Source organism: Variovorax sp. GW821-FHT10C12, from assembly GCF_059415405.1.
On sequence record NZ_JBWKNE010000001.1, the window covers coordinates 2,428,985 to 2,453,823 of the forward strand.

The 24,839-nt window shown below is 67.1% G+C and carries 25 protein-coding genes; 7 read left to right on the forward strand and 18 right to left on the reverse strand.

The genetic code is table 11. The features are described from left to right. Positions 1 to 80: 80 nt before the first annotated feature. The 3 genes from AC07OH_RS11520 to AC07OH_RS11530 are packed head-to-tail and all read left to right on the forward strand — an operon-like array spanning position 81 to position 3,621. Positions 81 to 1,334 carry an MFS transporter gene (locus AC07OH_RS11520; RefSeq protein WP_495300719.1) on the forward strand — a complete coding sequence of 418 codons (1,254 nt, stop codon included), beginning with the start codon at positions 81 to 83 and terminating at the stop codon, positions 1,332 to 1,334. A 2-nt stretch (positions 1,335 to 1,336) separates the two neighbouring features. Next, a complete protein-coding gene (locus AC07OH_RS11525; protein WP_495300976.1) occupies positions 1,337 to 2,095 on the forward strand; it encodes a sulfite exporter TauE/SafE family protein in 759 nt (252 codons plus the stop codon). 59 nt (positions 2,096 to 2,154) lie between these two features. Continuing rightward, a complete protein-coding gene (locus AC07OH_RS11530; protein ID WP_495300720.1) occupies positions 2,155 to 3,621 on the forward strand; it encodes an amidohydrolase family protein in 1,467 nt (488 codons plus the stop codon). Positions 3,622 to 3,749: 128 nt separating this feature from the next. On the opposite strand, the gene AC07OH_RS11535 is transcribed toward AC07OH_RS11530, so the two are convergent. Genes AC07OH_RS11535 through AC07OH_RS11580 form a run of 10 tightly spaced genes read right to left on the reverse strand, consistent with a single transcriptional unit; the run spans position 3,750 to position 13,910 of the window. Continuing rightward, entirely contained in the window at positions 3,750 to 4,979 is a 1,230-nt protein-coding gene (locus tag AC07OH_RS11535; RefSeq protein ID WP_495300721.1) for an SDR family NAD(P)-dependent oxidoreductase, read from the reverse strand. Beyond that, a complete protein-coding gene (locus AC07OH_RS11540; RefSeq protein WP_495300722.1) occupies positions 4,979 to 5,524 on the reverse strand; it encodes a nuclear transport factor 2 family protein in 546 nt (181 codons plus the stop codon). The genes AC07OH_RS11535 and AC07OH_RS11540 overlap by 1 nt, the downstream gene beginning before the upstream one ends. After that, entirely contained in the window at positions 5,521 to 5,901 is a 381-nt protein-coding gene (locus tag AC07OH_RS11545; RefSeq protein ID WP_495300723.1) for a VOC family protein, read from the reverse strand. Before AC07OH_RS11545 ends, AC07OH_RS11540 begins: the two co-directional genes overlap by 4 nt. Then, positions 5,898 to 6,656, reverse strand: a complete 759-nt coding sequence (locus tag AC07OH_RS11550) for an SDR family NAD(P)-dependent oxidoreductase (RefSeq protein ID WP_495300724.1) — start codon at positions 6,654 to 6,656, stop codon at positions 5,898 to 5,900. Before AC07OH_RS11550 ends, AC07OH_RS11545 begins: the two co-directional genes overlap by 4 nt. After that, positions 6,653 to 8,785 (reverse strand): acetate--CoA ligase family protein, encoded by a 2,133-nt coding sequence (locus AC07OH_RS11555; protein WP_495300725.1) that lies wholly within the window; start codon positions 8,783 to 8,785, stop codon positions 6,653 to 6,655. The genes AC07OH_RS11550 and AC07OH_RS11555 overlap by 4 nt, the downstream gene beginning before the upstream one ends. Position 8,786: 1 nt before the next feature. Next, positions 8,787 to 9,548 carry an enoyl-CoA hydratase/isomerase family protein gene (locus tag AC07OH_RS11560; protein WP_495300726.1) on the reverse strand — a complete coding sequence of 254 codons (762 nt, stop codon included), beginning with the start codon at positions 9,546 to 9,548 and terminating at the stop codon, positions 8,787 to 8,789. Further along, entirely contained in the window at positions 9,545 to 10,654 is a 1,110-nt protein-coding gene (locus tag AC07OH_RS11565; protein ID WP_495300727.1) for an acyl-CoA dehydrogenase family protein, read from the reverse strand. Before AC07OH_RS11565 ends, AC07OH_RS11560 begins: the two co-directional genes overlap by 4 nt. Before the next feature lie 3 nt (positions 10,655 to 10,657). After that, positions 10,658 to 11,827, reverse strand: coding sequence for an acyl-CoA dehydrogenase family protein (locus AC07OH_RS11570; protein ID WP_495300728.1), 1,170 nt, complete (start codon positions 11,825 to 11,827; stop codon positions 10,658 to 10,660). A 28-nt stretch (positions 11,828 to 11,855) separates the two neighbouring features. After that, a complete protein-coding gene (locus AC07OH_RS11575; protein ID WP_062473422.1) occupies positions 11,856 to 12,797 on the reverse strand; it encodes a flavin reductase in 942 nt (313 codons plus the stop codon). 21 nt (positions 12,798 to 12,818) lie between these two features. After that, positions 12,819 to 13,910, reverse strand: coding sequence for an LLM class flavin-dependent oxidoreductase (locus tag AC07OH_RS11580; RefSeq protein WP_492684237.1), 1,092 nt, complete (start codon positions 13,908 to 13,910; stop codon positions 12,819 to 12,821). 102 nt (positions 13,911 to 14,012) lie between these two features. On the opposite strand from AC07OH_RS11580, the gene AC07OH_RS11585 reads away from it, so the two are divergent. Then, positions 14,013 to 14,921: a LysR family transcriptional regulator gene (locus tag AC07OH_RS11585; RefSeq protein WP_062473426.1), complete on the forward strand. Its 909-nt coding sequence runs from the start codon at positions 14,013 to 14,015 to the stop codon at positions 14,919 to 14,921. Here AC07OH_RS11585 and AC07OH_RS11590 read toward each other — a convergent pair. Beyond that, positions 14,918 to 15,799 carry an SMP-30/gluconolactonase/LRE family protein gene (locus AC07OH_RS11590; protein ID WP_495300729.1) on the reverse strand — a complete coding sequence of 294 codons (882 nt, stop codon included), beginning with the start codon at positions 15,797 to 15,799 and terminating at the stop codon, positions 14,918 to 14,920. The two genes, AC07OH_RS11585 and AC07OH_RS11590, sit on opposite strands and share 4 nt — an antisense overlap. A 137-nt stretch (positions 15,800 to 15,936) precedes the next feature. Here AC07OH_RS11590 and AC07OH_RS11595 point away from each other — a divergent pair, with 137 nt between their 5' ends. Further along, entirely contained in the window at positions 15,937 to 16,899 is a 963-nt protein-coding gene (locus AC07OH_RS11595; protein WP_495300730.1) for a Bug family tripartite tricarboxylate transporter substrate binding protein, read from the forward strand. A 105-nt stretch (positions 16,900 to 17,004) separates the two neighbouring features. Here AC07OH_RS11595 and AC07OH_RS11600 read toward each other — a convergent pair whose 3' ends face one another. The 6 genes from AC07OH_RS11600 to AC07OH_RS11625 form a co-directional block, all read right to left on the reverse strand. Continuing rightward, entirely contained in the window at positions 17,005 to 18,024 is a 1,020-nt protein-coding gene (locus AC07OH_RS11600) for a Bug family tripartite tricarboxylate transporter substrate binding protein (protein WP_495300731.1), read from the reverse strand. Then, positions 18,021 to 19,214 carry a CaiB/BaiF CoA transferase family protein gene (locus tag AC07OH_RS11605; protein WP_495300732.1) on the reverse strand — a complete coding sequence of 398 codons (1,194 nt, stop codon included), beginning with the start codon at positions 19,212 to 19,214 and terminating at the stop codon, positions 18,021 to 18,023. Before AC07OH_RS11605 ends, AC07OH_RS11600 begins: the two co-directional genes overlap by 4 nt. Before the next feature lie 108 nt (positions 19,215 to 19,322). Continuing rightward, positions 19,323 to 20,081: an SDR family NAD(P)-dependent oxidoreductase gene (locus AC07OH_RS11610; protein WP_495300733.1), complete on the reverse strand. Its 759-nt coding sequence runs from the start codon at positions 20,079 to 20,081 to the stop codon at positions 19,323 to 19,325. Beyond that, entirely contained in the window at positions 20,082 to 21,041 is a 960-nt protein-coding gene (locus AC07OH_RS11615; RefSeq protein ID WP_495300734.1) for a Bug family tripartite tricarboxylate transporter substrate binding protein, read from the reverse strand. A 306-nt stretch (positions 21,042 to 21,347) separates the two neighbouring features. Then, a complete protein-coding gene (locus tag AC07OH_RS11620; protein WP_495300735.1) occupies positions 21,348 to 22,292 on the reverse strand; it encodes a LysR family transcriptional regulator in 945 nt (314 codons plus the stop codon). A 239-nt stretch (positions 22,293 to 22,531) separates the two neighbouring features. Continuing rightward, positions 22,532 to 22,717 carry a hypothetical protein gene (locus AC07OH_RS11625; RefSeq protein ID WP_495300736.1) on the reverse strand — a complete coding sequence of 62 codons (186 nt, stop codon included), beginning with the start codon at positions 22,715 to 22,717 and terminating at the stop codon, positions 22,532 to 22,534. 241 nt (positions 22,718 to 22,958) lie between these two features. Here AC07OH_RS11625 and AC07OH_RS11630 point away from each other — a divergent pair, with 241 nt between their 5' ends. Then, a complete protein-coding gene (locus tag AC07OH_RS11630; RefSeq protein ID WP_495300737.1) occupies positions 22,959 to 23,240 on the forward strand; it encodes an HU family DNA-binding protein in 282 nt (93 codons plus the stop codon). Positions 23,241 to 23,476: 236 nt separating this feature from the next. After that, positions 23,477 to 23,782 (forward strand): hypothetical protein, encoded by a 306-nt coding sequence (locus tag AC07OH_RS11635; RefSeq protein ID WP_495300738.1) that lies wholly within the window; start codon positions 23,477 to 23,479, stop codon positions 23,780 to 23,782. A gap of 15 nt (positions 23,783 to 23,797) precedes the next feature. On the opposite strand, the gene AC07OH_RS11640 is transcribed toward AC07OH_RS11635, so the two are convergent. Further along, positions 23,798 to 24,742 (reverse strand): LysR family transcriptional regulator, encoded by a 945-nt coding sequence (locus AC07OH_RS11640; RefSeq protein WP_495300739.1) that lies wholly within the window; start codon positions 24,740 to 24,742, stop codon positions 23,798 to 23,800. Between the last annotated feature and the right edge of the window lie 97 nt (positions 24,743 to 24,839).

Here is a 24,839-nt window from a genome sequence, read left to right on the forward strand (position 1 = left end):
CTCGCCGGCACAGCGCCGGCGATCCCGTGCAACGAACGAACAACAAACAGATTTCTCGCTCGGCGAGAAGGAGACAACACGTGCATTCCTCAACCTCCGTCATTTCACCGGCGGTCGGTGGCGCGCGCCGCGAGGCGCCCATCACCGCACTGGAGATCGGCATGTTCCTGGTGCTGCTCGCCTCGTACGCGCTCAACGCGATGGACCGGCAGATCTTTCCGCTCATCGCCGCGGACGTGCGCAAGGAGTTCGGCTTCAGTCTGGCCGACACCGGCTTGCTGTCCACCATCTTCACGCTGGGCATGGCCGTGGCCGGCATTCCGACCGGCTATCTGCTGGCGCGGCTGTCGCGCAAGACGGTGTTGCAGATCGGCATTGCGATCTTCTCGCTGGGTACGCTGCTGGCGGCCTACTCGTACGGCTTCGCCGACATGATCGTCTACCGGGCCGTCACCGGCATCGGCGAAGCGATGCAACTGACGGTGGTGATCGCCATTGCCGCGAGCTACTTCGCGCGCTACCGGGCCACCGCCGTGGGCGCCATCAACTTCTCTTTCGGCATCGGTGCGATCCTGGGGCCGCTGCTCGGCGGCCACCTGATCGGCGTCGAGCGCGATTGGCGCCTGCCGCTCATCGTGTTCGGCGTCGCGGGCTTCGCCGCCATGGTGGTGATCGCGCTCACCGTGAGCAAGCGCATGACCGAGAACGTGGCGGCCACCGGCGGGCGCACCGACCAGCGCGGCGCCACCACCCTGTGGAACCGCAACACAGCCCTGCTGACCGGCATGAGTGTCATCGGTGGGCTCTGCATCTACGGCTACCTGGGCATGTACCCGACCTTCCTGCGCGAGCACCTGCACTACACGCCATCGGACACTGGCCGCGTGATGAGCATCTTCGGTTTCGGTGTTTTCGCATCGATCTTCGGCGGCTGGCTCGGCGACCGCTTCCATCCCAAGCTCGTGCTCTCGGCGAGCTTCACGGGCACCGGCCTGCTGGGCTTCCTGATGTTCTCGGGCCCCACCGACATGGTGGTGCAGTCGGCGCTGTCCTTCGCGTGGGGCTTCGTGGTGAGCGGCGTGCTGTACGTGAACCTGGCGGGGTATCACATCAAGGCGGTGCATGCCTCGCTCACGAGCCGCGCCACGGGCGTGTTCGTCACCACGCTGTACGGCGCGGGTGCAGTCGCGGGCTTCATCATCGGCGGCATCGCCTCGCGCTTCGGCTGGAGCACGGCCGGGCTGGTGCAGATCACGCTGCTGGCGGCTGTCGGCGTGCTGCTCACGCTGCTGCTGCACACCGATCGCATGTCGCTGCCGGCACGCAAGCCGTGATGCTGCTCGACGGGGCGCTGCTCGGCGGCGCCGCGGCCCTGGCCGGCGCACTCAATGCCGTGGCGGGCGGCGGCAGCTTCCTGACGCTGCCGGCACTGGCGATGGTCGGCGTGCCGCTGGTGTCGGCCAACGCCACCGGGACCGCCGCGTTGCTGCCGGGCTACCTGGCCGGCGCCTGGGCATTGCGCAAGGAACTGTCTGGGCCGATGTCGCCTTCGCTCCTGCGGCTGGGCGTGCTGTCGGTACTCGGCGGCGCGGCCGGTGCGGCGCTGCTGCTGTCGACGTCGAACCATGCCTTTGCCCGCATCGTGCCGTGGCTTCTGCTGGCCGCGACGCTGCTCTTCGCGATCGGGCCCGGCCTGGTGCGCCGCAGGCTCGCCACCACCGACAACCACAAGCCGCGAGGCCGGTGGCTCGCCGACCTGGGCATCGCCGCGGTCGCCGTCTATGGCGGCTACTTCAACGGTGGCCTCGGCATCCTGCTGCTCGCCGTGCTTGGTGCGCTGGGGCACACGGACATGGGACGCATGAACGGCATCAAGAACTTCGTCTCCGCGATCCTGACGCTGATCGCCGTCGCCATCTACGCGGCCAGCGGCGCGATCGTCTGGACGCACGCGCTGTGGATGGCCCTCGGTGCGACGGTGGGTGGCTATGCCGGCGGCATGCTCGCACGGCGACTGAAGCCCGAGGTGGTGCGCGGCTTCGTCGTGTTGACGGGGCTGGCGATGACCGCGGCGTTTCTTCTCAAGGCGTACTGAGCGGGGCTTTCGCCTCCTCTTTCCATCACTTCAATCACTGGCAACTATTGGGTCTGGACATGCAAACAACCAAAAGAGACTTCACCCGTTTTGCAGGCGCCCTGATGGTCGCCGCCACCGGTGCACCGGCGCTGGTCGGCTCGGCATCGGTGTCGGCCCGCACAGCGCGTGCGCCCGCATCGCCCGGCCTTCGACGCGGCAATTACCTGATCCGCAACGGCGCGGTCATCACGGTCGACCGCGCGAAGGGCGTGCTGCCGCGCGCCGACGTATGGGTCCGCAACGGCGTGATCGAGAAGATCGGGCGCGGCCTGAGCGCACCGGCTGGCGCGGAGATCATCGATGCGACCGACATGATCGTCATGCCGGGCTTCGTCAATTCGCACTATCACATGTGGAGCGCCATCGGGCGCAGCTTCACCGCGCGCGACGGCGGCTTCTCGTACTACCCCGCCAAGAACGCGACCTCGACCCTGTACACGCCCGAGGACTTCTACAACAGCGTGATGCTGGGCTGCGCCGAGCTGGCGAACGGCGGCACCACCACCGTGCACAACTGGTCGCACAACACCCGCTCCCCCGCCCATGCCGATGCCGAACTGCGTGCGCACCAGCACTCGCTGCTGCGCGCCCGCTACGCCTACGGCCACGTCGACAAGATGCCCGCCGACGAGCTCAACCGCTACGACGACCTGGCACGCGTGCGGCGCGAGTGGTTCGGCGAGCGTTCGCCTTTCGACGGGCTGGTGCACCTGGGGCTGAACCTGCGCGGCCCGCAGCAGAGCACCGACGCCGTGTTCCACGAAGAGATGAAGGCCGCCAAGGCCAGCGGATTGCCCATTGCGATCCACGCACCGCAGGAGGCACCGAACAACGTCGATGCCGTCGACTATGAACGGCGCGGCTACCTGGGCCCGGATCTCATGCTCGCGCACTACGTGCCCGCCAGCACCGCTGACCTGGCGGCCATGGCGCGCACGAAAACGCCTCTGTCCTTTGCCACGCATTCCGAACTTCGGCTCAGCAGCACCGGCGATGCGCGTGCCGCGCTCTTCGCGATGCGCAACGCGGGCCTGACCATTTCGTTGTCGAGCGACGCGACCTCCATCGCGCCGCCCGACATGTTCGAGGCCATGCGCTTCACCTGGAACCTGGGTGTGCCATGGGCCGGCACGCCCAGCGCGCAGTCGAAGGCGGTCGGCGTGCCCGAGGCGATCGAGATGGCGACGCTCAACGGCGCCATCGCGATGGGGCTGGGCGACGTCACCGGCTCGATCACCGAAGGCAAGCGCGCCGACATCATCCTGGTGCGCACGCAAGACCTGAACATGGGCCCGGTCGGCAACGTCGAGACCGCCATCGTGCAAAGCGGCAGCGCCGCCAACGTCGACACCGTCATGGTCGACGGGCGCATCGTGAAGCGCAACGGCCGGCTGCTGGCCTACGACACGCGCGGCATCATGCGGCGCGCGCGGCAATCGGCGGACCGGATTCGCGCTGCGGCGAGCGAGGCCCTGAAGGCCTGAAGCTCTTGCGGCCATTCGCACGCGGCGTACACGCCGGCGGTCGAGCGGTTGGCGGGCCGACACCGGGAAAGCCGAGTCACCGAGTCACGAACGGCTGCAGTAGACGGCGACGCGCCCGCCGCAGGAACTCAATGCCCGGTGCCGAGCCTCAGTACCTGCCCGGTCAGAAACTGCGCGCGCGGGCCGGCCACGTAGTCGAGCAGCGGCAGGCAGGCCTGCGGCGCGAGGCCGTGCGACAGCTCCAGCGCGTTGATGCGTAACCCGTGCGCGCCCCATTCGGCGGCCAGCGTGGCCACCAGCATCCGGGCCGCGTCGGCGTCGCCGGCCAGTTGCCAATCGAGCTCCGGTTCGGATGCAGGCAGCAGCAGCGTGAGGCTGGCCAGCGCAGCGTGGCTCGACCGAAAGCAGCGCGCCGCATCGAGCACGGCATCGAGCCGCGTGCCGGGCTGTGCCTCCAGCGCGCGCGCGTCGATGACCGCCGGACAGCCCGCGCGGTCGAGGTGGCCTGCATGCGCGCGCACCCACACGCCCAGTGCCGCATGCCAGGCCGGCTCGCGCACGGACTCGAGATGCGGGCGCAAGGGCGCATCGAACGGAAGCAGCAGATGCGCGCAGGCTGGCAGCGGCTGGCTTCCTCCGCACACGGCCGAGCCGCCGTCGAGCACCAGCAGTTGTCCGGTGAGCGCGCGCGCGCCGGGACTGGCCAGGAAGCACAACGCGTGCGCCATGTCCTCGGGCTCGGCCATCCGGCCCATGGGAATCTTCGACACCGCCTGCGCCGGGTTCAGCCGGCCGCCATCGATCAGGCGCTGCACGAGTTCGGTGCGCACGAAGCCCGGTGCCAGCGTGGTCACCGTCCAGTCGGGCCGGGCTTGCGCCAACGCGCGGCTCTGCGCGATCAGGCCGGCCTTGCTGGGGCTGTAGAGGCCGCGCCACGGAATGGCGCGCAGGCCTGCACCAGACGCCACGTTGACGATGCGCGCCCCGGGCCGCAGGTGCGGCGCACAGGCCTGCACCATGCGCGCCGGCGCGGCCAGGTTGAGCGCGAGAAGGCGAGCCGCCGAGCGGTCGTCATGGCCCGACGTGGCCTCGGCGCCACCGGCCGACAGGCCCGCGTTGTTGATCAATGCATCGAGCGGCGGAATCTCGTGCCCCAGGCGCTCGATCCGCGCCGCATCCGTCAGGTCGGCCACGAGGCTCATCGGTGGTTCGGCATCGGCCGGCCAGACGGCTTCGAGGCGCTGCAGCGCCTGCGCATCGGCGTCGACCAGCACGCAGCGCCATCCTTCGCGCGCCAGGGCCAAGGCCGTGGCGCGGCCGATGCCCGCGGCAGCGCCGGTGAGCAGAACGGTGGGCATCAGGTGCCGCGCACGTCGCGCAACAGCGCGTACACGGCGTCGTGCGGCGCTGCCCTGCCGACCGGCTGGCGCACGCCGAACAGGGCAGCGTCGTCCTGCGTCAGCTCGGGCCGTGTGCGCTCTTCGATCCAGTCGTAGACCACGGTCCGCGCGGCCACGCGCCACTCGCCGCCGCGACGCTCGAAACGGTCCACGTAGCGACCGCAAAGAAAGGTCTCGCGATCGGGCTGCATGGCCGTGGCCTGCAGCGCGAAGAAGCTGCTTTCCACCGCAGCCACCTTGCCATGCAGTTCGATCAGCACGTTGGTAATCTGGTGGACGCGGCGTCCACCCTGCCGCAGCCTGGGCAGCGCCTGCGCAATGAAGCCGGCGGCGCTGCCGTTCCACGCGCCGTGGCAGTCCGTGGCGTCCTCCCAGTAAGCCGAACGCAAGGCGGCCTCGTCGCAGCGGTCGATGCCGCGGCAATAGCGCAGCAGGCAGTCGCGGATCGCCTCGCGGTCCAGCAGCGACTGCAAGGCCGCCGGCATCGGCTCGGGTGTACTCATGCAGCAGTGGGCGCGGCGCGCCAAAAGAGCTGCACCAGATTGCCCTCGGGATCGCGCAGCGACAGCACGGCCCCGTGGTCGCCCATGTCGCGCAGGCCCAGGACCTGCCCGCCGGCGGCCACGATGCGTTCCTGCGCCCCCTCGAAATCGTCCACCTCCAGCACCATCACCAGCCCGCTCGTGGCGGGCGCCGCCTCCTCCAGGCAGGCCAGGGCCACGTTGGTGTTGCCCACGCCGTACTGGATCCAGCGGTCGCCATCGCGAAACTTCATCGGCAGGCCGAGCGCACCTTCGTAGAAGGCATGCAGGCGGGCCGGCTCCTTCGCCACGACGAACACGTTCTGCACGCGCTTGGGCGATGCAACGGCGCCGCTCACAGCGAGGTCTCCGAAGCGCCGCCGTCCAGGCGCAGCACATCCGCATTGAAGAAACGCGAGCCGTCGCCGGCCAGGAAGCAGATGGCGTCGGCGATGTCCTCCACCGTGCCCAGGCGGCCCAGCGGTGTGCGCCCGATGCGCCGGGCGTCGAGTTCGGCGTTGCGATGCTTGGCCGTGCCCTCGGTGGGCACGGCGCCGGGCGCCACCGCGTTCACGCGGATGTTGCGCGCGCCCAGGTCGGCCGCCGATGCGCGGGTGATGCCCAGCACGCCGGCCTTGATGCCGCTGTAGACCACCGACCGCATCGGCGACTTGAAGGCGGCGATGGACGCCACGTTGATGATCGAGCCACCGCGCTCCGGGTCCATGGCCTCGGCCGCGGCCTGGATGCCCCAGATCACCGACTTGAAGCCGATCTCCACCATGCGGTCCATGACCTCGGGCGTGATCTCGGCGAGCGGCTGGTAGCGCACCCAGGCAGCGTTGTTGACCATGATGTCCAGCCGCCCTGCATCGCGCACGAACTGCGCCACGGCCTCGCGCATGCCTTCGCGCGTCGACACATCGCTGGGCAGCCCGATGGCCTGGCCGCCCAGCGCGCGGATCTCGGCCACGGCCTCCTCCACGAATTCTGGCTTGAGGTCGTTGATGCCGACCGTGGCGCCCAGGCGGGCCATGGCGCGGGCGGTGGCGCGACCGATGCCGTGGCCGGCACCGCTGATGAAGGCCGCTCGGCCTGAAAGAGACATGGTCATGGGTGGGCTTTCGTGAGGGGTGGCTCGGGCACCAGCAGGGCGTCCAGCGCATGCGCGCCGCGCCCCTGGTCCAGCACCACCAAGGGGTTGATGTCGATCTCGGACACGCTGTCGGCATGGCGCGCGGCAAAGCGCGACAGCGCGACGATGGCTTTCGCCGCTGCCGTCACATCGGCCTTGGGCCGGCCGCGCGCGCCGTCGAGCAGCGGAAAGGCCTTGAGCGACTGCAGCATGGCGGTGGCCTGCGCCTCGTCGACAGGCGCCGGCTGCAGTGCCACGTCCTTGAAGATCTCGGCAAAGATGCCGCCCAGGCCGACCATCACCATCGGGCCGAACATGGGGTCCTTCTTGGTACCCAGAATCAGCTCGACGCCGCCCTGCACCATCTGCGCGACGAGCACGCCGGCGATGCGGGCCCCGGGCGCCTTCTGCGCCACGCGCGCGAGCAGCTGGTCGTACTCCTCGAGCAGTTGCGCTTCGGACCGCACGCCGACGAACACGCCGCCGACCTCGGTCTTGTGGGCGATGTCTGGCGAGACGATCTTGAGCACCAGCGGAAAGCCCATTGCGCGCGCCGCGGCGAGCGCCTCGTCGCGGTTGGCGGCAATCGCCTCCCGCGGCACGGGCAGGCCGACTTCGGCCAGCACGGCCTTGGCACTCGCCTCGGTGGCGAAGGCCTGTGCGGCCAACGGCACGCGCTCGATGGCCGGCGCCGCGGCCCGTGCGGCGTCGCGCGCACCGAAGCGCAGCAGTGCCGCCACCGTCGCGCAGGCCGCATCGATGCCTTCGACCACGGGAAAGCCCATGCCGTTGAGCGTGGCCCGCACCTCCTGCGGCGCGCGGGCACACAGGAGGATCAGGCGCGAAGGATGGTCCTTGCGCACTTGTTCCAGCGCGGCAAGAAACACATCGCGCAGCCGGGGCACATGGAAGGCATTGGCCGACTGCAGGATCAGCGCATCGCAGCTGGCGTCGCGCGCCACCACATCGAGCATCTGGGCCAGGACCTCGGGCCGGCTCGACACCTGCGCCGTCATGTCCACCGGATTGGAGGGCGAAGCGAAGGGCACGACCGACAGGATGCGTTCCTGCGTCTGCGCGGCGAGCTTGGGCAGCGCCAGGCCTTGCGCGCTGGCCGCATCGGCCAGCAGCACGCCGAAACCGCCGGAGGCCGTGAGCACGGCCACGCGGTGGCCACCGGGCACATGCGCCGGGCCGACGACAGACAGCGCATGGCCGACTTCGAGCAACTGCTCGATGCTGGGCACGCGGATGGCGCCGCCGTTGCGCAGCACGGCATCGAACACAGCGTCGGAACAGGCCAGCGCGCCGGTGTGCGAGGCCGCGGCCTCGCTGCCGGCCTCCGAGACGCCGACCTTCAGGACCACCAGGGGTTTGCCCGCCTCGCGGGCCATGGCCATGGCCTGCGTCAGCTTCGCGCCGTCGCGGCAGGTTTCCATGCAGCACAGGATCACACGCGTGCCGGGGTCGACCGCCAGCGAGGCGATGGCATCGGCGATGTCCACGTCGCATTCGTTGCCCGTCGTCAGCATGCGGCTGACGCCCAGGCCGCGCTCGCCCGCCAGGCGCAGGGTGAAGCTGCCCAGGTTGCCGCTTTGCGAGACGATGCCCACCGAACCGGCCACGGGAAAGGACGACTCCAGCGCCACCGAAAAGGTGGCGATGCTCTTGTCGGGCACGCCGATCGCGCCCAGGCAATTGGGGCCGACCACGCGCAGGCCGGTGGCGCGGGCGACATCGCCGATCTGCGCCTGCAGGCGACCGCCCTCCTCGCTCATCTCGGAAAAGCCCGCCGACAGGATGACCGCGGCTTTCACACCGCGCCGGGCGCAATCCTTCACCGCATCGAGCACGCCCGCAGGCGGCACGGCGATCACGGCCAGCTCGGGCACTGCGGGCACGTCGTCCAGGGTTGCGTAGGCCGGCAGCGACTGCACGAAGCCCGCCTTGCGGTTGATCGGATAGATGCCGCCCGCGTAGCCGTACTTCTGCAGGAACTGCAGCGGCCGGCCACCGATCTTGGTGACGTCGTCCGACGCGCCGAAGATGGCGATCGAGCGCGGCTCGAACAGCGCGTCCATGCCGCGCCCCACTTCCACGACCGGCATCTCAGCGCCCCTTGTAGACGGGTTTGCGCTTCTCGAGGAAGGCCGTGCGGGCTTCCTGCGCGTCCTCGGTGCGGGCCAGCGCCATGGTGAAGTTCTGCTCGAAGCGGTAGCCGTCGCGCTGCGGCATCAGGTCCATCATGTTGGCGGCCTGCTTGGCATAGGCGATGGCCAGCGGCGCCTTGGAGGCGATCTCCTGCGCGATCTCCAGCGCCAGCGGCATCAGCTGCTCGGCGGGCACCACCTCGTCGATCACGCCGCGGCGGTACAGCTCGGCGGCAGGCACCTTCATGCCGGTGAAGAACATGCGGCGCGTGAACGACCGCCCGACCATGGTGCGCAGCATCGAGACACCGCCCGCGAGCCCGACATTGATCTCGGGCATGGCGAAGGTGGCGTCCTCGCTCGCCAGGAAGATGTCGCACGCAGCCATGAGGCCGAAGCCCGCGCCCAGCGCGGGGCCGTTGACGGCCGCGATCACGGGCTTGGCGCATTCGCGAATGGCATTGCCCGTCTCGCGCGTCCAGCGGTTGTGGTCGAGGAAGTCGCCGGCCTTGTCGGCATTGGGGCGGTCCTTCAGGTCCGCGCCGGAGCAGAAGAACTTGCCGGTGCCCGTGAGGATCGCCACGCGCACGTCAGGGCGCTCGGAGACTTCATCAAAGATCTCGATCAGGCGGCGGCGCGTGGCGCGGTCCAGCGCGTTGACCGGCGGCTTATCGAGCCGGACGACGGCGATGTAGTCGGAAACTTCCAGATTGATGCTCATCGCACACTCCCGGTTTGGTTGGAAAAAGAAACTTGCGGTGCACACGCCTGTGGCGCCAGCAGTTGGGCGACATGCAGGAGCCGGTCGCCATAGCGGAACTCGGAGGCGATGAGGCGCTGCGCCGTGCGCGTGGCCAGCACCTCCTCGCTCACGCCCATGCCGCCGTGCATCTGGATGGCCGCCTCCGCACAGGCGCGCGCCGATTCAGCCAGCGACACCTTGGCCAGGCGCAAGGTGCGGCGCAGATCGGGCGCGTCCTGCTCGTATTCGTTGAAGCAATGGATCACCAGACCCTTGGCGCCCAGGTACTTCACGTACATGTCGGCGACGCGATGGCGCAGCACCTGGAAGCTCGAGAGCGCCACGCCGAACTGGCGCCGCTCCTTCAGGTGGGTGACGGTCTGGCGGATGAGTGTGGCCAGCGCAGCCACGGTGTCGGCGGCCGTGAGCAGCAAGGCCGCATCGGTGGCCTTGGCGCGCGCGTCGCGTGCGGCGGCACCGCGCGCGATGCACGCGCTCTCGGGCACTGCCAGTTGTTCCAGCGTGAAGTCCGCGCCCACGCGGCCCTCCATCGTCCGGTAGCGGGCCTTCGGTGCGCCGATGCGTTCGGCATCGACCAGGAAGATGGCATCCTCGCCATCGACTTGCGCAGGCACGAGGTAATGCGTGACAGGCAGCGTCGCGTCGACGCCCTGCACAGTTCCGCTCAACTCGTAGCCGATGTCGAGGTGCCTGGCCGTCACTGCATGGACGTCGGGCGTGGCAGACAAGGCGGTCAGGGGCGCCATCTGCACGCTGCCCTCGGCCACGGCCTCCAGCCAGCGCCTGGCCGTTTCGGCGCCCGCGGCCTGCAACAGCAGCGGCACCACGGCGCAGGTCTCGACCACCGGCAGCTGCAGGCCGTGTGTGGCGAGCCCCTCCACGATGGACGCCAGATCGCTCAGGCTGCCGCCGACACCGCCGGTCTTCTCGGGCACGAGGGTGGCCGTCCAGCCCAGTTCGCGCACGGGGTCGTCCTGGATCGCGACGGCGATGTGGTCTTCGGCATAGCGGCTCGCCGCGTCCAGCAGCATGCCGGGAAAGAGCGACGGGAAAGATGTGGACATGGCTCAGGCTCCCAGGAGTTCGTTGGCGACCACGTTGCGCTGCACTTCGGAGGTGCCGCCGGCGATGGTGCGGGCGCGCGTGAACATGTAGTTCTGGATCCAGGTGGCGTCGGGCACGTCGTCCCCGGCACCCCCGTCGTCCACGAGAAAACGATGCGCGGCATCGGGACCGACCGCATCGAGGGCGATGGTCGTCAGGCGCTGCGCGACGTCGGCGCAGGTCATCTTGATGACCGAGGGCTGCACGCCCAGCGGGCGCTGGTGGATCAGGTCGTCGGTGGCCTGCGCCATCATCACGCGCGCGCCCTTCACGTCGGCCTCGCACAGCAGCAGCTTGTGGTGCAGGCCGCTGAAGTCGCGCAGCCCCGCAGTGGCACGGCTCGCCTCTTCCACCAGTTGCGTGACCTGGCGGCGCATGAGTTCCAGCCGCGCCACGTTGGCCGGCGGGAGGCGTTCACGCTCGAGCAGGAACTTGGCGCAGGTCCAGCCCTTGCCGACTTCGCCGACAAGGTTGTCGGCGCGCACGCGCACCTCATCGAAGAACACCTCGTTCAGGTGGTGCCAACCATCGATGGTCTTGATGGGACGCACGGTGACGCCCGGGGTGTCCATGGGCACCAGCAGCAGCGAGATGCCTTCCTGCTTCTTCGCTTCCTTCGACGTGCGCACGAGCATGTAGATCATGCTGGCCTCGTGGGCATGCGAGGTCCAGATCTTCTGGCCATTGACGACCCACTCGTCGCCCTCCCGCCGTGCACTGGTGGACAGCGAGGCCAGGTCGGAACCCGAGCCGGGCTCCGAATAGCCCTGGCACCACCAGTCCGAACCGTCGAGGATGCGCGGCAGGAACCGCGCCTTCTGCTCGGGCGTGCCGAAGCGGATGATCACCGGCCCGATGTGGCCCAGCCCATGGTGGTACAGGGGCGGACAGTCGTTCTCGGCCATCACTTCCTCGAAGATGAGGCGCTGGCGGATGTCCCAGCCCGTGCCGCCGGCTTCGCGCGGCCAGCTCGGCGCACCCCAGCCCTGGGCGTTGAGGATCTTCTGCCAGGCCTGGTATTCGCGCTTCGTGATCTTCTGGCCGGCCGCGACGACGGCGCGGATCTCTGGCGGGCAGGCGCTGCGCACGAACGATTCGAGTTCGCGCCGGAAGCCGGCGTAGTCGATGGACATCTTGTCTCCTGTGGAATTTCGGAAAGGCTCAACCCTTGCGCAGCTGCGTGATCAGCTCGTCCAGGGCGGCGGTGGCACCGGCGGCGTCGCGCCGGCGCAGGTTGTGCGCCACCTTGCGACGCAGCGGAAACAGGTCGGGACGCGGGCGCACCGAGAGCACATGCGTCATGCGCTCGCGCAGCACGCTGGTCATGGTCTGCGCCATCAGCGTGAGCGCTTCGTTGTGGCCGGCCGTGGCGATCGAAGAGAAGAACGCACTGGCGGAGGCGATGCGCTCTTTGAGCGGCGCGTCGTCGGGGTGGGCCTCGATCGCACCGGCGGCTTCATGCACGGCGTCCAGCTCAGCCTCGGTGGCGCGTTCGCTGGCCAGGCGCAGCAACGTGCCATAGAGCGTGCGATAGGCCTCGTCGATGTCGGCGTCTCCCAACCGCCCTTCCACGACCAGCTTGCGCAGCGACTCGGCCAGCTTCATGTAGGCGCCCTTGTAGAACACCAGCGCCTGGTCGGCTGCCCCGGCGCTCAGGTGCCGGACCTCGCCGATGAAGATGGTGTGGTCGCCGGCTTCGTGAGCCGCGTGCACGCGGCATTCGAAACTCGCCAGGCAATCGTCGATCAGTGGCATGCCCAGCGCGCCGGCACGCCACGGCACGCCCTCGAACTTGTCCTCGATCTTGCTCGATGCGAACCGGCCCGACAGCGCATCCTGCTGCTCGGAGAGGATGTTGATGACAAAGCCGTCCGCCGCCTGGAACGTTCCCAGCAATCGGCTCGCATTGCGCAGGCTGAACAGCACCAGCGGCGGGTCCAGCGAGACCGAACTGAAGGAGTTACAGGTCAGGCCGGCTGGCTGGCCGTCCGGCGTGCAGGTGGTGATGACCGCCACGCCGGTCGGAAAGCAACCGAGCAGCTGACGGAACTGGGCAGGCTCGATGGCGCCGCGGGTGCTTTCTTCTTCAGCGACTTCGGACATGGCGTCTCCTGGCGCTCGGCCTCAGGCCGCAGCGAGTTCGCTCTGGACCGCGGGCCGGTGCGGCGGATCGTTGGCGATCTCCTGCTGCACCGTCGGAATGATGACCTTGCCCCAGACCTCGAGCTGGCGCAGCATCGTGGCGTGGTCGAAGTCGCCCATCTGCGTCTGGAAGCAGTAGTGCACCGGCTTGAGCGTGCGGATTTCGTTGACCACGCGCTCGATCACGGTGTCGATGTCGCCCACGGGCAGCAGCGCGCGCATCTCGTCCAGCGTGGGCTCGCCCTCGACGATGCCTTCCTCGACCTGGTAGTCGTCGGCGATCTGCGCGGTGCGGCGCTTCAGGCTCACGGCGATGCGGCGCTGGTAGCGGGCGCACTCGAGATAGCTTTCCACCTCGTCCTTGTTGTTGCTGGCATAGGCCGCGCGCAGCAAGCCGACCTGCACGCCGGCCGGGTCCTTGCCCTCTGCCGTGGCCACCTTGTCGATGAGCGCCCGGGTGCCCGCCAGCTTCTCCAGGCCGCCGTCGCCGCCGGAGACGAACACATGGTGGTCGGACTTCACGGCGCGCGACAGGAAGGCGGGGTCGACGCTGGTGATCCACATCGGCGGCATGGGGCGCTGCACCGCGCGCTGGCTGATGGCGCTCATCGGCTGCTGGTAGTACGCACCGTCGTAGCTGAACTTCGGCTCCCGCAGGCCCGCCTCGAGCATGTCGAGCATCTCGAAGGTGCGGCCCTTGGCGGATTCGAGCGACACGCCGAAACGCTCGAACTCGAACTGCTGGTAGCCCGAGCCGATGCCCAGGTTCAAACGGCCGTTCGACAACTGGTCGACCATCGCCACATCGGCGATCAGGCGGGCCGGCGTGTACAGCGGAGCGACGACAATGCCGGTTCCCAGCCGGATGTTGCGGGTGACCGCGGCGCAGTGCGCGATCATGGTCAACGGCGACGAGCACATGCCGTAGTTGCTGAAGTGGTGCTCGGCGTACCACGCGGCCCCGAAACCCAGTTCGTCCGCCAGGCGCGTCTGCTCGATGGCGTCGCGCAGGATCTGGTGGGAGGTCTTATGCTTGTTCCGCTGCTGCATCAAAATGAAGATTCCGAAATCCATCGCTGTTGCTCCTGGTTGGCTGGTGTTGATCGAGGTCCATCGTAGGAACTCAACGCCTGCGTGGATCACCAGCGAACGCACAGCTTCTTTGCGTCTTTCGAAATGAAGGCCCTCGACTCGCTGCGCATCTTTGTGGCCACCCAGAGAAAGGGCAGCCTCTCGGCCGCGGCCCGCAGCCTCAGCCTCTCGCCCGCGACCATCTCGCGGCGCATCAGCGCACTGGAAGAAGAACTGGGCGTGCAACTGGTGGACCGCACCAGCCGCAACCTCAAGGTGACGGAAGCAGGCCAGGCCTTCCTGGAGCGGGCCGAGGCCATGCTCGAACTCATGAGCGAGGCCGAGCAGGCCGTGCACAACGCGCGCCAGCGACCAGAAGGCCGCCTGCGCGTGCATTCGCGCACGCACATCGGCCTGCGGGTGCTCGCGCCGCTGCTGCCGCGCTTCGCGGAGCTCTACCCCGACATCCGTGTCGAGCTCGAACTCTCCGAGCATCCCATCAACCTGGTGGAACACGACTTCGACGTCGACATTCGCACCGGAGAGTCCAACGATTCGGGCTTTGTCATCAAGCGGCTGCAGTCCAGCGACGAGGTGCTGGTGGCCAGCCCTGCCTTCGTGAAGACCTACTCGCGCATCCGCCATCCCAGCGACCTGCCGCACGTGCGCTGCCTCACCTACCGGCGCGAGCGCGAGGTCATCACCTGGAAGTACATCGACCCGGCGGGCGAACAGCAGGAGTTGGCCATCCAGGGCGTGCTCAGCGCTAACAACGGCGAGCTGTTGCGGCTGGCCGCCATCGGCGGCATGGGCGTGGCGCTGCTGTCCGAGGCCACCGTGCGGGACGACCTGCGCGACGGCACCCTGGTGCGGCTGCTGCCCGAATACCGCTTTGCCGTGCGGGCGTTCTCCAACGGCGTCTTCGCCGTCTTCCGGCAAAGCCGCGTGCTGCCGCTGAAGGTCCGGGCCTTCGTGGACTACGTGGCGGATGCGCTCAGAAGCGAGACCCGCTAGACGTCGGCGAAGTGATGGGGCAGACGCCCCGTGGCGGGCAGGCCGGTGATCACGAACAGCCCGCCATCCTGCGCCTGGTTGCCCTCCAGCCGCGCGCTGCGTGAAATGCTGGTCAGGTACATGTGCTCCAGGCGGGGCCCGCCGAAGCAGATGCTCGTGGGGTAGCTCACCGGCAACTCGACAAGGCGCTCCAGCGTGCCGTCCGGGGCATAGCGCGCCAGCTTGGCGGCGCGGGTCAGCACTGTCCAGAGGAACCCTTGTGAATCCACCGTCGCCCCGTCGGGCCCGGAGTCGAAGGCGTGCGTCTTTGCAAACAGGCGCTTGTTTCGCAAGGGGCCATCCGGGTCGTAGTCATAAACCCAAATGGTTCGCTCCAGGCTGTCGGCCAGGTACAGCACGCGGCCGTCGGGGCTGAAGCAAGGCCCGTTGGCAAAACCGATGTCGTCGGCCAGGTGCTCCACGCGAAGGTCGGGGCGCAGCCGGTAGAGCCCGCCCTTCACCGCCTCGCCGGCCTGGCGATCGACGTGCATGGTGCCCGCCAGGAAGTTGCCCGCCGGATCGCATTTGCCATCGTTGAAGCGGACCTTCGGATGGTCCACGGGAATGCGGGCCAGGTGCTCCAGTGTCCGCGTGGCGAAGTCATAGCGCGCAAAGGTGTTGCGCAGCGCCACCACGACGGCCTGACTGCGGCATGGCGCGATCGAGCCCACGGGCGCGTGCAATGGGTGCGGCTCGGGCAGCCCGGCCTCGGTGTTCAACCGCCACAGCGTGCCGGCCAGCGCGTCGATCCAGCTCAGCGCCTGTGCATCGGCATCCCAGCAGGGGCTCTCGCCCAGTTGATCTTTGGTCGTCCCGACCCGGGTGATCTTCACGGTCATCGGGTAAGTGTGCGGGCGCGCTGGCGCCCCTGTCGGCGCATCCCGCAAAGCTGCTTTTCATTCCTTGCAGATCACCACTGGGAGCTGCACCCTAGACTGAATCCAGCGTTCGATTCGAACCAGAACAGGAGACAAGAATGAGCTATCGAAAACTCGTCATGGGGTTGGCGCTGGGTGCCTGCGCCCTCGCCCCGGCCCTCGCCCTTGCGCAACAGGTGACCCGCCTCGTCGTGCCCTTTGCGGCCGGCGGCGGCACCGACCAGTACTGCCGCATCCTGGCCCAGGAACTCGGCAAGCAAGGGCTGAACGTCATTATCGAGAACAAGCCCGGCGCCAGCGGCATCCTTGCCGCCGACTACGTGGCCCGCGCCAAACCGGACGGGCAGACGGTGCTCGTGTCGTCGCTGGGCACGCTCGCGAACAACAGCGTGCTCTACGAGAAGCTGCCCTACGACCCCGTGAAGGACTTCGCGCCCGTCACGCAGATCGCCTACCAGCCTGCCATCGTCGTGGGTCGCACCGACCTGCCCTACAAGAACATCAAGGAAATGGTGGCCTACGCCAAGCAGAACCCCGGCAAGATCAACCGCGGTTCGCCCGGCGCAGCCATCCTGACCAACCTGGCACCCATCGCTTTCGAAAAGGAACAAGGCATCAGCACCTTGCACATTCCTTTCAACGGAGATGCCCCCGCGCTGCAGGCGCTGCTGGGCAACCAGATCGACATCCACGGCACGTCCATCACGGGATCGCTGCCCTACGTGAAATCGGGCAAGTTGCGCGTGCTCGGCGTGATGGATTCGCGGCGCCTGCCGCAGGTGCCCGACGCCCCCACGTTCAAGGAACAGGGCTTCGACATGGAAGCCACGCTGTGGTACTCCCTCTCGGTGCCTACCGGCACGCCCAGGTCGGCGATCGACCGGCTGAACAAGGCCGTGAACCAGGTGATCGCCGACCCCGACTTCGTGGCCCGCGCCCGCGCCATCGGCATGGAGCCGCGCGGCGGCACGCCCGAAGAGCTGGCCCGGTTCATCAAGGTCGAGGCGGACCGCTGGCTTCCGATCCTGCGTAGTTTGAATCTGCCGAAGCAATCGCACTGATCCTCAGGGCCCCATGCACAACGCCCCGGAACTCAAGCCTCAAAGGGCTTCGAGTTCCGGGGCGTTGCTGCGATGGCGCCGGCACCCGAGGGTGCCAACCCAAAATCAGATCGAGATGTCCTTCTGCGACGCCACCTTGTTCCAGCGCTCGAACTCGCTGGACATTCGCCGCTTCATGACTTCCGGCGGCTGGTAGGCGCTGAGCGCGCCGATGTTTTCGAGCCCGCGCTTCGTGTCCGCTTCGGCCAGGATGCGGTGCAGTTCCGAGTCGAGCCGGGTCACCACGCCGACCGGCGTGCCGTTCGGCACGATCAGGCCGCTCCAGCTGCTCACGTTGAAGCCGGCGAAACCCTGCTGCGCCATGGACGGTACCTCGGGCAAGAAGGCCCGGGCATCGGCGGAGCCAAGCGCCAGCGCCTTGAGGCGTCCGCTGCGGATGTGCGGCATGGCCGCGACCAGGTCCACGAACATGGCGCCGATCTGCCCACCCAGCAGGTCGGTGATGGCCGGCGCACTGCCCTTGTAGCCCACGTGCTGCATGGGAAAGCCGCCCATGTCCTTGAGCTGCTCCATCGCCAGGTGGCCGATGCTGCCCGATCCCGCGGTGGAGTAGTTGACAGGCTGCGCATTGGCGGCCGCGATGAAGCCCTTGAGATCGCTCACGCCCGGCAGCACCAGCGGGTTGATCATCAAGACCAGCGGCAAGTCGTAGACCGATGCCACGCAGGTGAAATCCTTGCGCACGTCGTACTGGTTGTTCCTGTAGACGATCGGTGCCACCAGCGCGGGCATGCCGAACATCGACACCGTGTAGCCGTCGGGCGCCGACTTGATCAGCGACGTGGTGCCGATGGACCCCGAGGCGCCGGGACGGTTGTCCACGATGACGGGCTGACCGAGCGCGCCGGTCAGCTTCTGCGCGACCAGGCGCGCGGTCGCATCGGTCGGGCCGCCGGCCGGAAAGGCCACGACCATGCGAACGGTTTTTTCGGGCCAGCGACTCGCCGCGTTGGCGCCGCCGGACAGCGACGCCAGCCAGGGCGCCGCGCCGGCCGCGAGGCACGACTTCAGCAGGAGCCGGCGCGGGGCGGCTGATTCGGTTTCGCGCATGCGGTGTTCGTTCATTTGATGACGCGTCTTTGGCTCAGGGAATCAAGTTGGCCGTCGCCCATGTCGAGCAGCTCACGCAGCACTTCGGCCGTGTGCTCCCCCAGGTGCGGCGGGTGGTGGCGCACGCCCGCGCGTGCGCCGTCGATGATGTAGGGCGGCGCGTGCACGGCCTGCGGCCCCGCCTGCGTGTCTTCGAAGCGGTGCCAGACCTGTGTCTGCGCCGTGCGGTCGGACTGCAGCGCGTCATAGAGGCCAAGCACCTCCCCGCAGGGAATGCCCGCCGTGTTCATGCGTGCGATGAGATCGGCGCGCGAAAACTGCCCGATCTTCGCGAGCAGCAGCGGCAGCAACTCGTGCCGGTGCTTCGAGCGTTCGGTGTTGGTGGCAAACTTCGGATCGACCGGCAGCTCGGGGGAAAAAATCACTTCGTAGCAGAACTTCCTGAACTGGCCGTTGTTGCCGACGGCGATCACCACCGGACCGTCCGCTGCCTCGAACACGCCGTAGGGCACGATCGACGGGTGCGAGTTGCCGAACTTGGCGGGGTCGCCCTTGTTGAGCCAGGCGGTGAGCCCGTAGTACGAGGTGATCATCATCCCACTGTCGTACAGCGACATCTGGATGTGGCGGCCCTCGCCGGTGCGCGTGCGTTCGTAGAGCACGGCCAGGATGGCCTGTGCCGAGTACATGCCGGTGAACATGTCGACCGCGGCAATGCCGAACTTCAGCGGGCCCTGGCCTTCTTCGCCGTTCATGGCCATCAGGCCGGTCTCGCCCTGGATCACGAGGTCGTAGCCCGGCCGCGCCTTTTCCTGGCTCAGCACCGAGTAGCCCGAGATCGAGCAGTAGATGAGCTTCGGGTTGAGCTTGCGCAGGTCTTCGTAGCCCAGGCCCATCTTCTGTGCCCCGCCGTACTTGAAGTTCTGGATGACCACGTCGCTCTGCGCGGCGAGCTGGCGCACGATGTCCTGGCCCTCCTTGTCCTGCAGGTCCACGCAGATGGAGCGCTTGTTGCGGTTGCAGCTGTTGAAGTAGGACGTGTTGTGACTGCCGATGCGCACGCCCCAGTCGCGCGTGTCGTCGCCGCGCTCAGGGTGTTCGACCTTGATCACGTCGGCGCCCAGGTCGGCCAGCGCCATGCCGCACAGCGGGCCGGCCATGACGCGGGACAGGTCCAGCACGCGCACGCCGGCAAGGGGTTGCATGAGAGTTTGGTTCATTCGATGGTTCTCGGGTCTTGTCTTCGATGCGGTTCGCCTGTTCGCCCAGGCGATCGCCGGACGAACGCGCACGGCGCAGCCGCGCGGCCTTCATCAGTTAGCGGTGTAGCCGCCGTCGACCGGCAGGATGGTTCCGGTGACGTAGCGCGCCTGCTCCGAGGCCAGGAACACCACGGGGCCCGCGATGTCCTGCGGATCGCCCGCACGACGCAGAAACGTGCGGCGCACCATCCGCTCGCGACGCTCCGCGTCATCGGCGATGTGGGCGGTCATCGGTGTCATGACCAGCCCGGGTGCGACGGCATTGACGCGCACGCCATGCGGTCCGAAGTCGCGCGCCAGAAACTTCGTGAGCTGACCGACCGCCCCTTTCGACGCGCCATAGGCCATGTGGGCCGAGGTCGCCACGAGCGAGGTGATGGACGCCACATTGACGATGGTGCCCCGCGTCTTGCGCAGGCCTTCGGTGCAGGCCACGGTGAGGTTGAGCACGCCCTTGACGTTCACAGCCATCACGTGGTCGATGTCGTCCGAGAGCGACTGCGCCTCGAACGCCGCGCTGCGGCCACCGACGCCCGCGTTGTTCACGAGCACGCCCACGGGGCCCCAGGCTTGCTGCAGGTCGGCGACCACGGCCTCGCATTGCGCGGCGTCGCGCACGTCCAGCGCGTACGGGCGCACGCGGTCCGCCGCATGGCCCGTGCGCGCGGCGGCCTCGCGCGTTTTGTCGGCGTCGATGTCGGTCAACGCGACGCGACAGCCGGCCTCCAGCAGGCGGGTCGCAATGGCGAAGCCGATGCCCTGGCTCGCCCCGCTGACCAGGGCCACCGTGTCATCGAACAACGGACGCATTCAATGCCCCTGCTTGGGCAGATCCAGGCGCTGAAGCAATGGAACCCAGCGCTCGGTCTCGGCCTTCACATAGGCGGCCAGCGCCTGCGGCGTTCCGCCTCGCGGCTCCATGCCGATCGCCTGGGAACGCGCGATGAAGTCCGGATCGACCAGCACCTGGTTGACGGCGCGATTGAGCTTGTCGATGGTGTCCGTGGGCGTGGCGGCTGGCGCGGACAGCGCGTACCACAGCAGTGCCTCGATGTCGTAGCCCTGCTCCTTGAACGTGGGCGCATCGGGCACCTGAGGCAGGCGCTTGGCGTCCATGACGCCCAGCACACGCATCTTGCCCGCCTTGATGTGCTGCAACGGGCCGGTGATGGAGGTCCCCTGAATGTCGATCTGGCTGCCCAGCAGCGCTTGCAAGCCGGGCGAGTCGCCATTGAACGGAATGTGCGTCGTGCGAATGCCGGCCATGCCCTCGAAGGCCAGCGGCGCCAGGTTGGTCAGGATGGAGGCGCCCGGCGACCCGCGGTTGATCTTGTCCGGATGGGTCTTGGCATAGGCCACCATTTCCTTGATGTTCTTGTAAGGCAGGTCCGAGCGCCCCACGATGATGGTCGGCTGGTAGGCGATCTGCGTGACCGGCGCGAAGCTCTTTACCGGGTCGTAGGGCAGCTTGTCGTACATCACGGTGTTGCTGGCCAGAATGCTCAGCGAGCTCATGAGCACGGTGGTGCCATCGGGCTTGGAGCGCGCAACGTTGTCGGCTGCCAAGATGCCACTGGCGCCTGGCTTGTTGTCGACGATGGTCTGGGTGCCGCGCCTGGTGAGCTCAGCGGCCAGCAGCCGCGCGTACTGGTCGGTGCCGCCGCCGGCCGCAAAGGGCACGACGATGCGAAGGGGTTGCTGGGCCTGTGCCACGCCAACGGCGAGGACGAGGCCGAGCAGAAAGCCGCCGAGGCGCTTCCGCGTTTGCATGGCGATGTCTCCTGAATGAGGTGCCGAGATGGCTTGCCTCAGTTTAGGAGCGGGCGCTTCGCGACATGCATCAAGGCATGAAAAGGTGCTTTGTAGTTTTGGGAGGGATTCGTTCCTCGTGAAGAAAATCTCCACGCATCAACCACGCGCTGTCTATCACCCGTTGAAGCGTCCCGAGCCGCGGAACCACCCGTTCCAGCGCCAGCGGCGCCGAGACGACGGAGCCCACCTGCTCAGTGTGCGCGTGTGGCTGGGGGCTGTCGTGCGCGGCTTGAGCGAACAGCGGACATCATCGGTCAGCATGCATCAAGGATGTTGCTTGGCGTAGCGGAAGAGAAATTTCTTGAAGTCGAGGGCCGCCTTACTCATCCCGTCACCCTTGGGGCTCAACACTCCGATGGATTGGAAGGGGGGCATGTCGACCACATCGAGCATCGCCAGCTGACCCTGCTCGACCAACTGGCGAAAGACGCTATACGGCGCAAGCCCGACAACCCGCTCGCTGCGAAGTTGCGCCATCGCGATAGAGAGCGAGAACGCGGTCACGTTTCCATACCTGGGGTTGATGCCGTGATGGTTCATGAGCATGTCGAGCACCTTGCGAGCCGGAATGGCTGGATGTATTGGCAACCACACCTCGTCGGACAGGTCCGCGAAGCCCAGTGATCGCCGGCGCACCAGCGGATGCTGCGGTCCGGTCACCACAACGAGCCGATCCGGCATCAGCTCCGCGAACTCCCATCCTTCGGGGAGTACTGCGGGCTCACGGCACAGCATCATGTCGATTTCCTGCCTGAGAATCAGCGAGGCAATTCGCGTCACGACCTCCTCCTGCACCTCGACCATCACGTCGGGCCTCGCGGCCACGAAAGGAGGCAATGCCCGTACCAGCAGACCATTCAATGCAGCCTCGATGCCGCCGACGCGCACGATGCTGCGCTCGCTCGTTCGGCGGAAGGTCACGAAGTCGGTCCCTCTTTCCAGCGAGGCCAGTGCGCGCCGCACGAAGGGCAGCAGTTCCTGCGCGATGTCCGTCATCTGCATGCCGCGCGCGTGGCGCAGGAATAGCGCGCACTCGAGCAGTTGCTCGAGGTCCGCGATAAGGCTCGTGACCGTGGGTTGAGATGCGCCGATGGATTCTCCGGCCCTCTTGGCGCTCCCCAACTCGGCGACGGCGACAAATGCCTGCAAGTGCCGAACACGGCCGCCAGACACGAGGCGCCCATAGAGGACTGCTGCTGATGGCGTCATGGCTGAATACCCTCACCGACAAAGAAGCTTTGGCACACATCGCACCGAAAGATGTGACGAGCCATGCAACGGCGCACGCGGCCGATTCAGCGCCTATCGCATCGGCTTTCTCGGCAGAGGCTACACCATGCAAAGCTCCGCCGCCACTTCCACCCTCGTGAGTGAGTGAGGGCGCGCGCTTTGCATCGCCGCTCTCAGGCTATCGCGTCGATGGAACCCGAAGCGATGAGTTGAGCTCCTTACGCATGCGGCCCCGCGGGGAGGATCTCTGTGGGAACTTCTGTGTGCATCGAGGGCGGCAGCGCGGCAATCAGCACCAGAGCGATCCCGAAGACGATGACAGTGATGGCGGTTTTCAAGTTTTTTCTTCTCTTCTTAGCAGGTGCATTCGCTGCGGGGCCGGGATGATATGCGTTGGCAACCATCAGAGTCACCGTTTCGCGTGAAAAATTTCCGCTTGTGAAGACCCCAAGAAAGACGCGACATAACGGCAATGGAAACTGTGAAGGATTTCGTCCCGTCGTGAGCCCTTCGCCACAGACCATGATATTTCCGTTTCGAAACGCTTCTGCGCCACAAGTCGTCCTTCGTCGTGCTTAGACTCGACCCTGTATCCATCCGCGTCGCTGAATCCTTATCAACCCATCCATTGAAAGAGCTCCCATTTTGAATAAGACCGACCTCGTCGCAGCCATCGCAGCAGATACCGATCTCAGCAAGATCGATGCAGCCCGAGCGCTAGATTCCGCCATCGAGAATCTCTCGCGCGCATTGGCGCGCGGCGACACCGTTCAGTTGATCGGCTTCGGCACCTTCTCGGTCTCGGACCGTCCGGAGCGCTCCGGCCGCAATCCGTCGACGGGTGAGCCGATGACGATCAAGGCGAGCAAGGCACCGAAGTTCTCTGCAGGCAAAGCGCTCAAGGACGCAATCAACAACGTCAGCTGAGAGCGGGTCTGGCACCGTCATGGCGGTCGGTCGAGAACAAAGACCTTGCGAGCGTGAATTTTCCTTGCCAGAGCGGAATTAGCTCCCGTGTCTTCGTCATGCCAAAGAGCATCAGGCTTCACAATATCCAGGCTGCTTCACATGGAGCAGCTCCTTGGTAGTTTTGATCGCTTCACCCGCTTCGGCGGGTTCTCTTTTTTTGGGCGCCCTACACGTCGCCCGTGCAGGATATCTAGATGACGATGGAATTTCTGCGGTACTTTGCCGGACAGAAGCTGCCCTGCGAAACGTTCGCCCTCCTGGAAATCAACGCTCTCAGAATGCTCAGGGACGCGGAACTTGTCATGGCATTCATCCCACCGCGCGATGCGGTTGACGACGATGGCCCGAACGACAAACCTGCCACGGTGCTCGCCATCACAAAGAAGGGCCGCCAAGCTCTGCGAGAGGCCTCCGAGCCGGCGCGCCAAAGCTGCGGCGCGTTGTCCGGTAGTGCGCATGGCCGTGTGCCGAACGCCTCGCAACGCCCCAGCACTCTCTGACCACCAGGACCGTCGCTACGGGTGTTGCTTGACGTAGCGGTAGAGGAACTCCTTGAGTCTGCGGGCTGCCTGGCTCATGTCGCCATCTTTGGGGCTGAGCACCCCCATGGGATGGAACGCAGGAATATCGATCACGTCGAGCACCGCCAATTGACCGAGATCGATCAATTGACGAAAGACGCTGTACGGGGAAAGGATCATCAGCCGCTCGCTGCGCAACTGCGCCAGCACCAGCGGGCTCGAGAGCGCCTCGATCTTCCGGAATTTCACAGTGACCCCATGGTGGTTCAGCAATTCGTCGAAGACGCGGCGCGCCTGGGTCGCGGGATGCATCAGTAGCCATGTCTCGTCGCTCAGTTCGGAGAAGCTCAGCGCGCGCTTCGCGACCCATGGATGCTGCGGCCCGACCACCACCACCAGCCGGTCCGGCATGAGTTCGGAGAACGTCCATCCTTCCGGCCGAGCTGCAGGTTCGCGGCACAGCATCATGTCGATCTCCTGCTTGAGGATCATCGTTGCAGTGCGTGGCGCGTTGGCCTCGTGGAGTTCGATCATGACGTCCGGTCTCACACTGGCAAATGCCGGCAGCGCACGCACCAGCAGGCCGCAGACCGCGCCGTGGATGGCGCCTATGCGCACGATGTCGTGTTCGCTCGTGTGCCGGAACGCCACGAACTCTGCGCCTCTTTCGAGAGACGCCAGCGCGCGCCGCACGAAAGGCAACAACTCCGCAGCCACCTCCGTCATCCGCATCCCGCGCGCATGACGCTGGAACAGCGTGCACTCCAGCAGTTGTTCGAGGTCGGCAATGAGGTTCGTCACGGCGGGCTGGGTCAGTCCGATGGCATCGCCCGCGCGCTTGACGCTGCCCAACTCTGCAACGGCCGCGTACGCCTGCAGGTGGCGGATGCGGGCACCCGTCATGAGCCGACCATAGAGCGTTGCCGCGGATGGCGTCATGAGAGATCAACCTCGTCCAAGATCTGACAGCCGCGCCCCACCATCCAGCACCGCCGCACGATCGATGCGCGATCCACGTCATGCATGGAAATTCCAG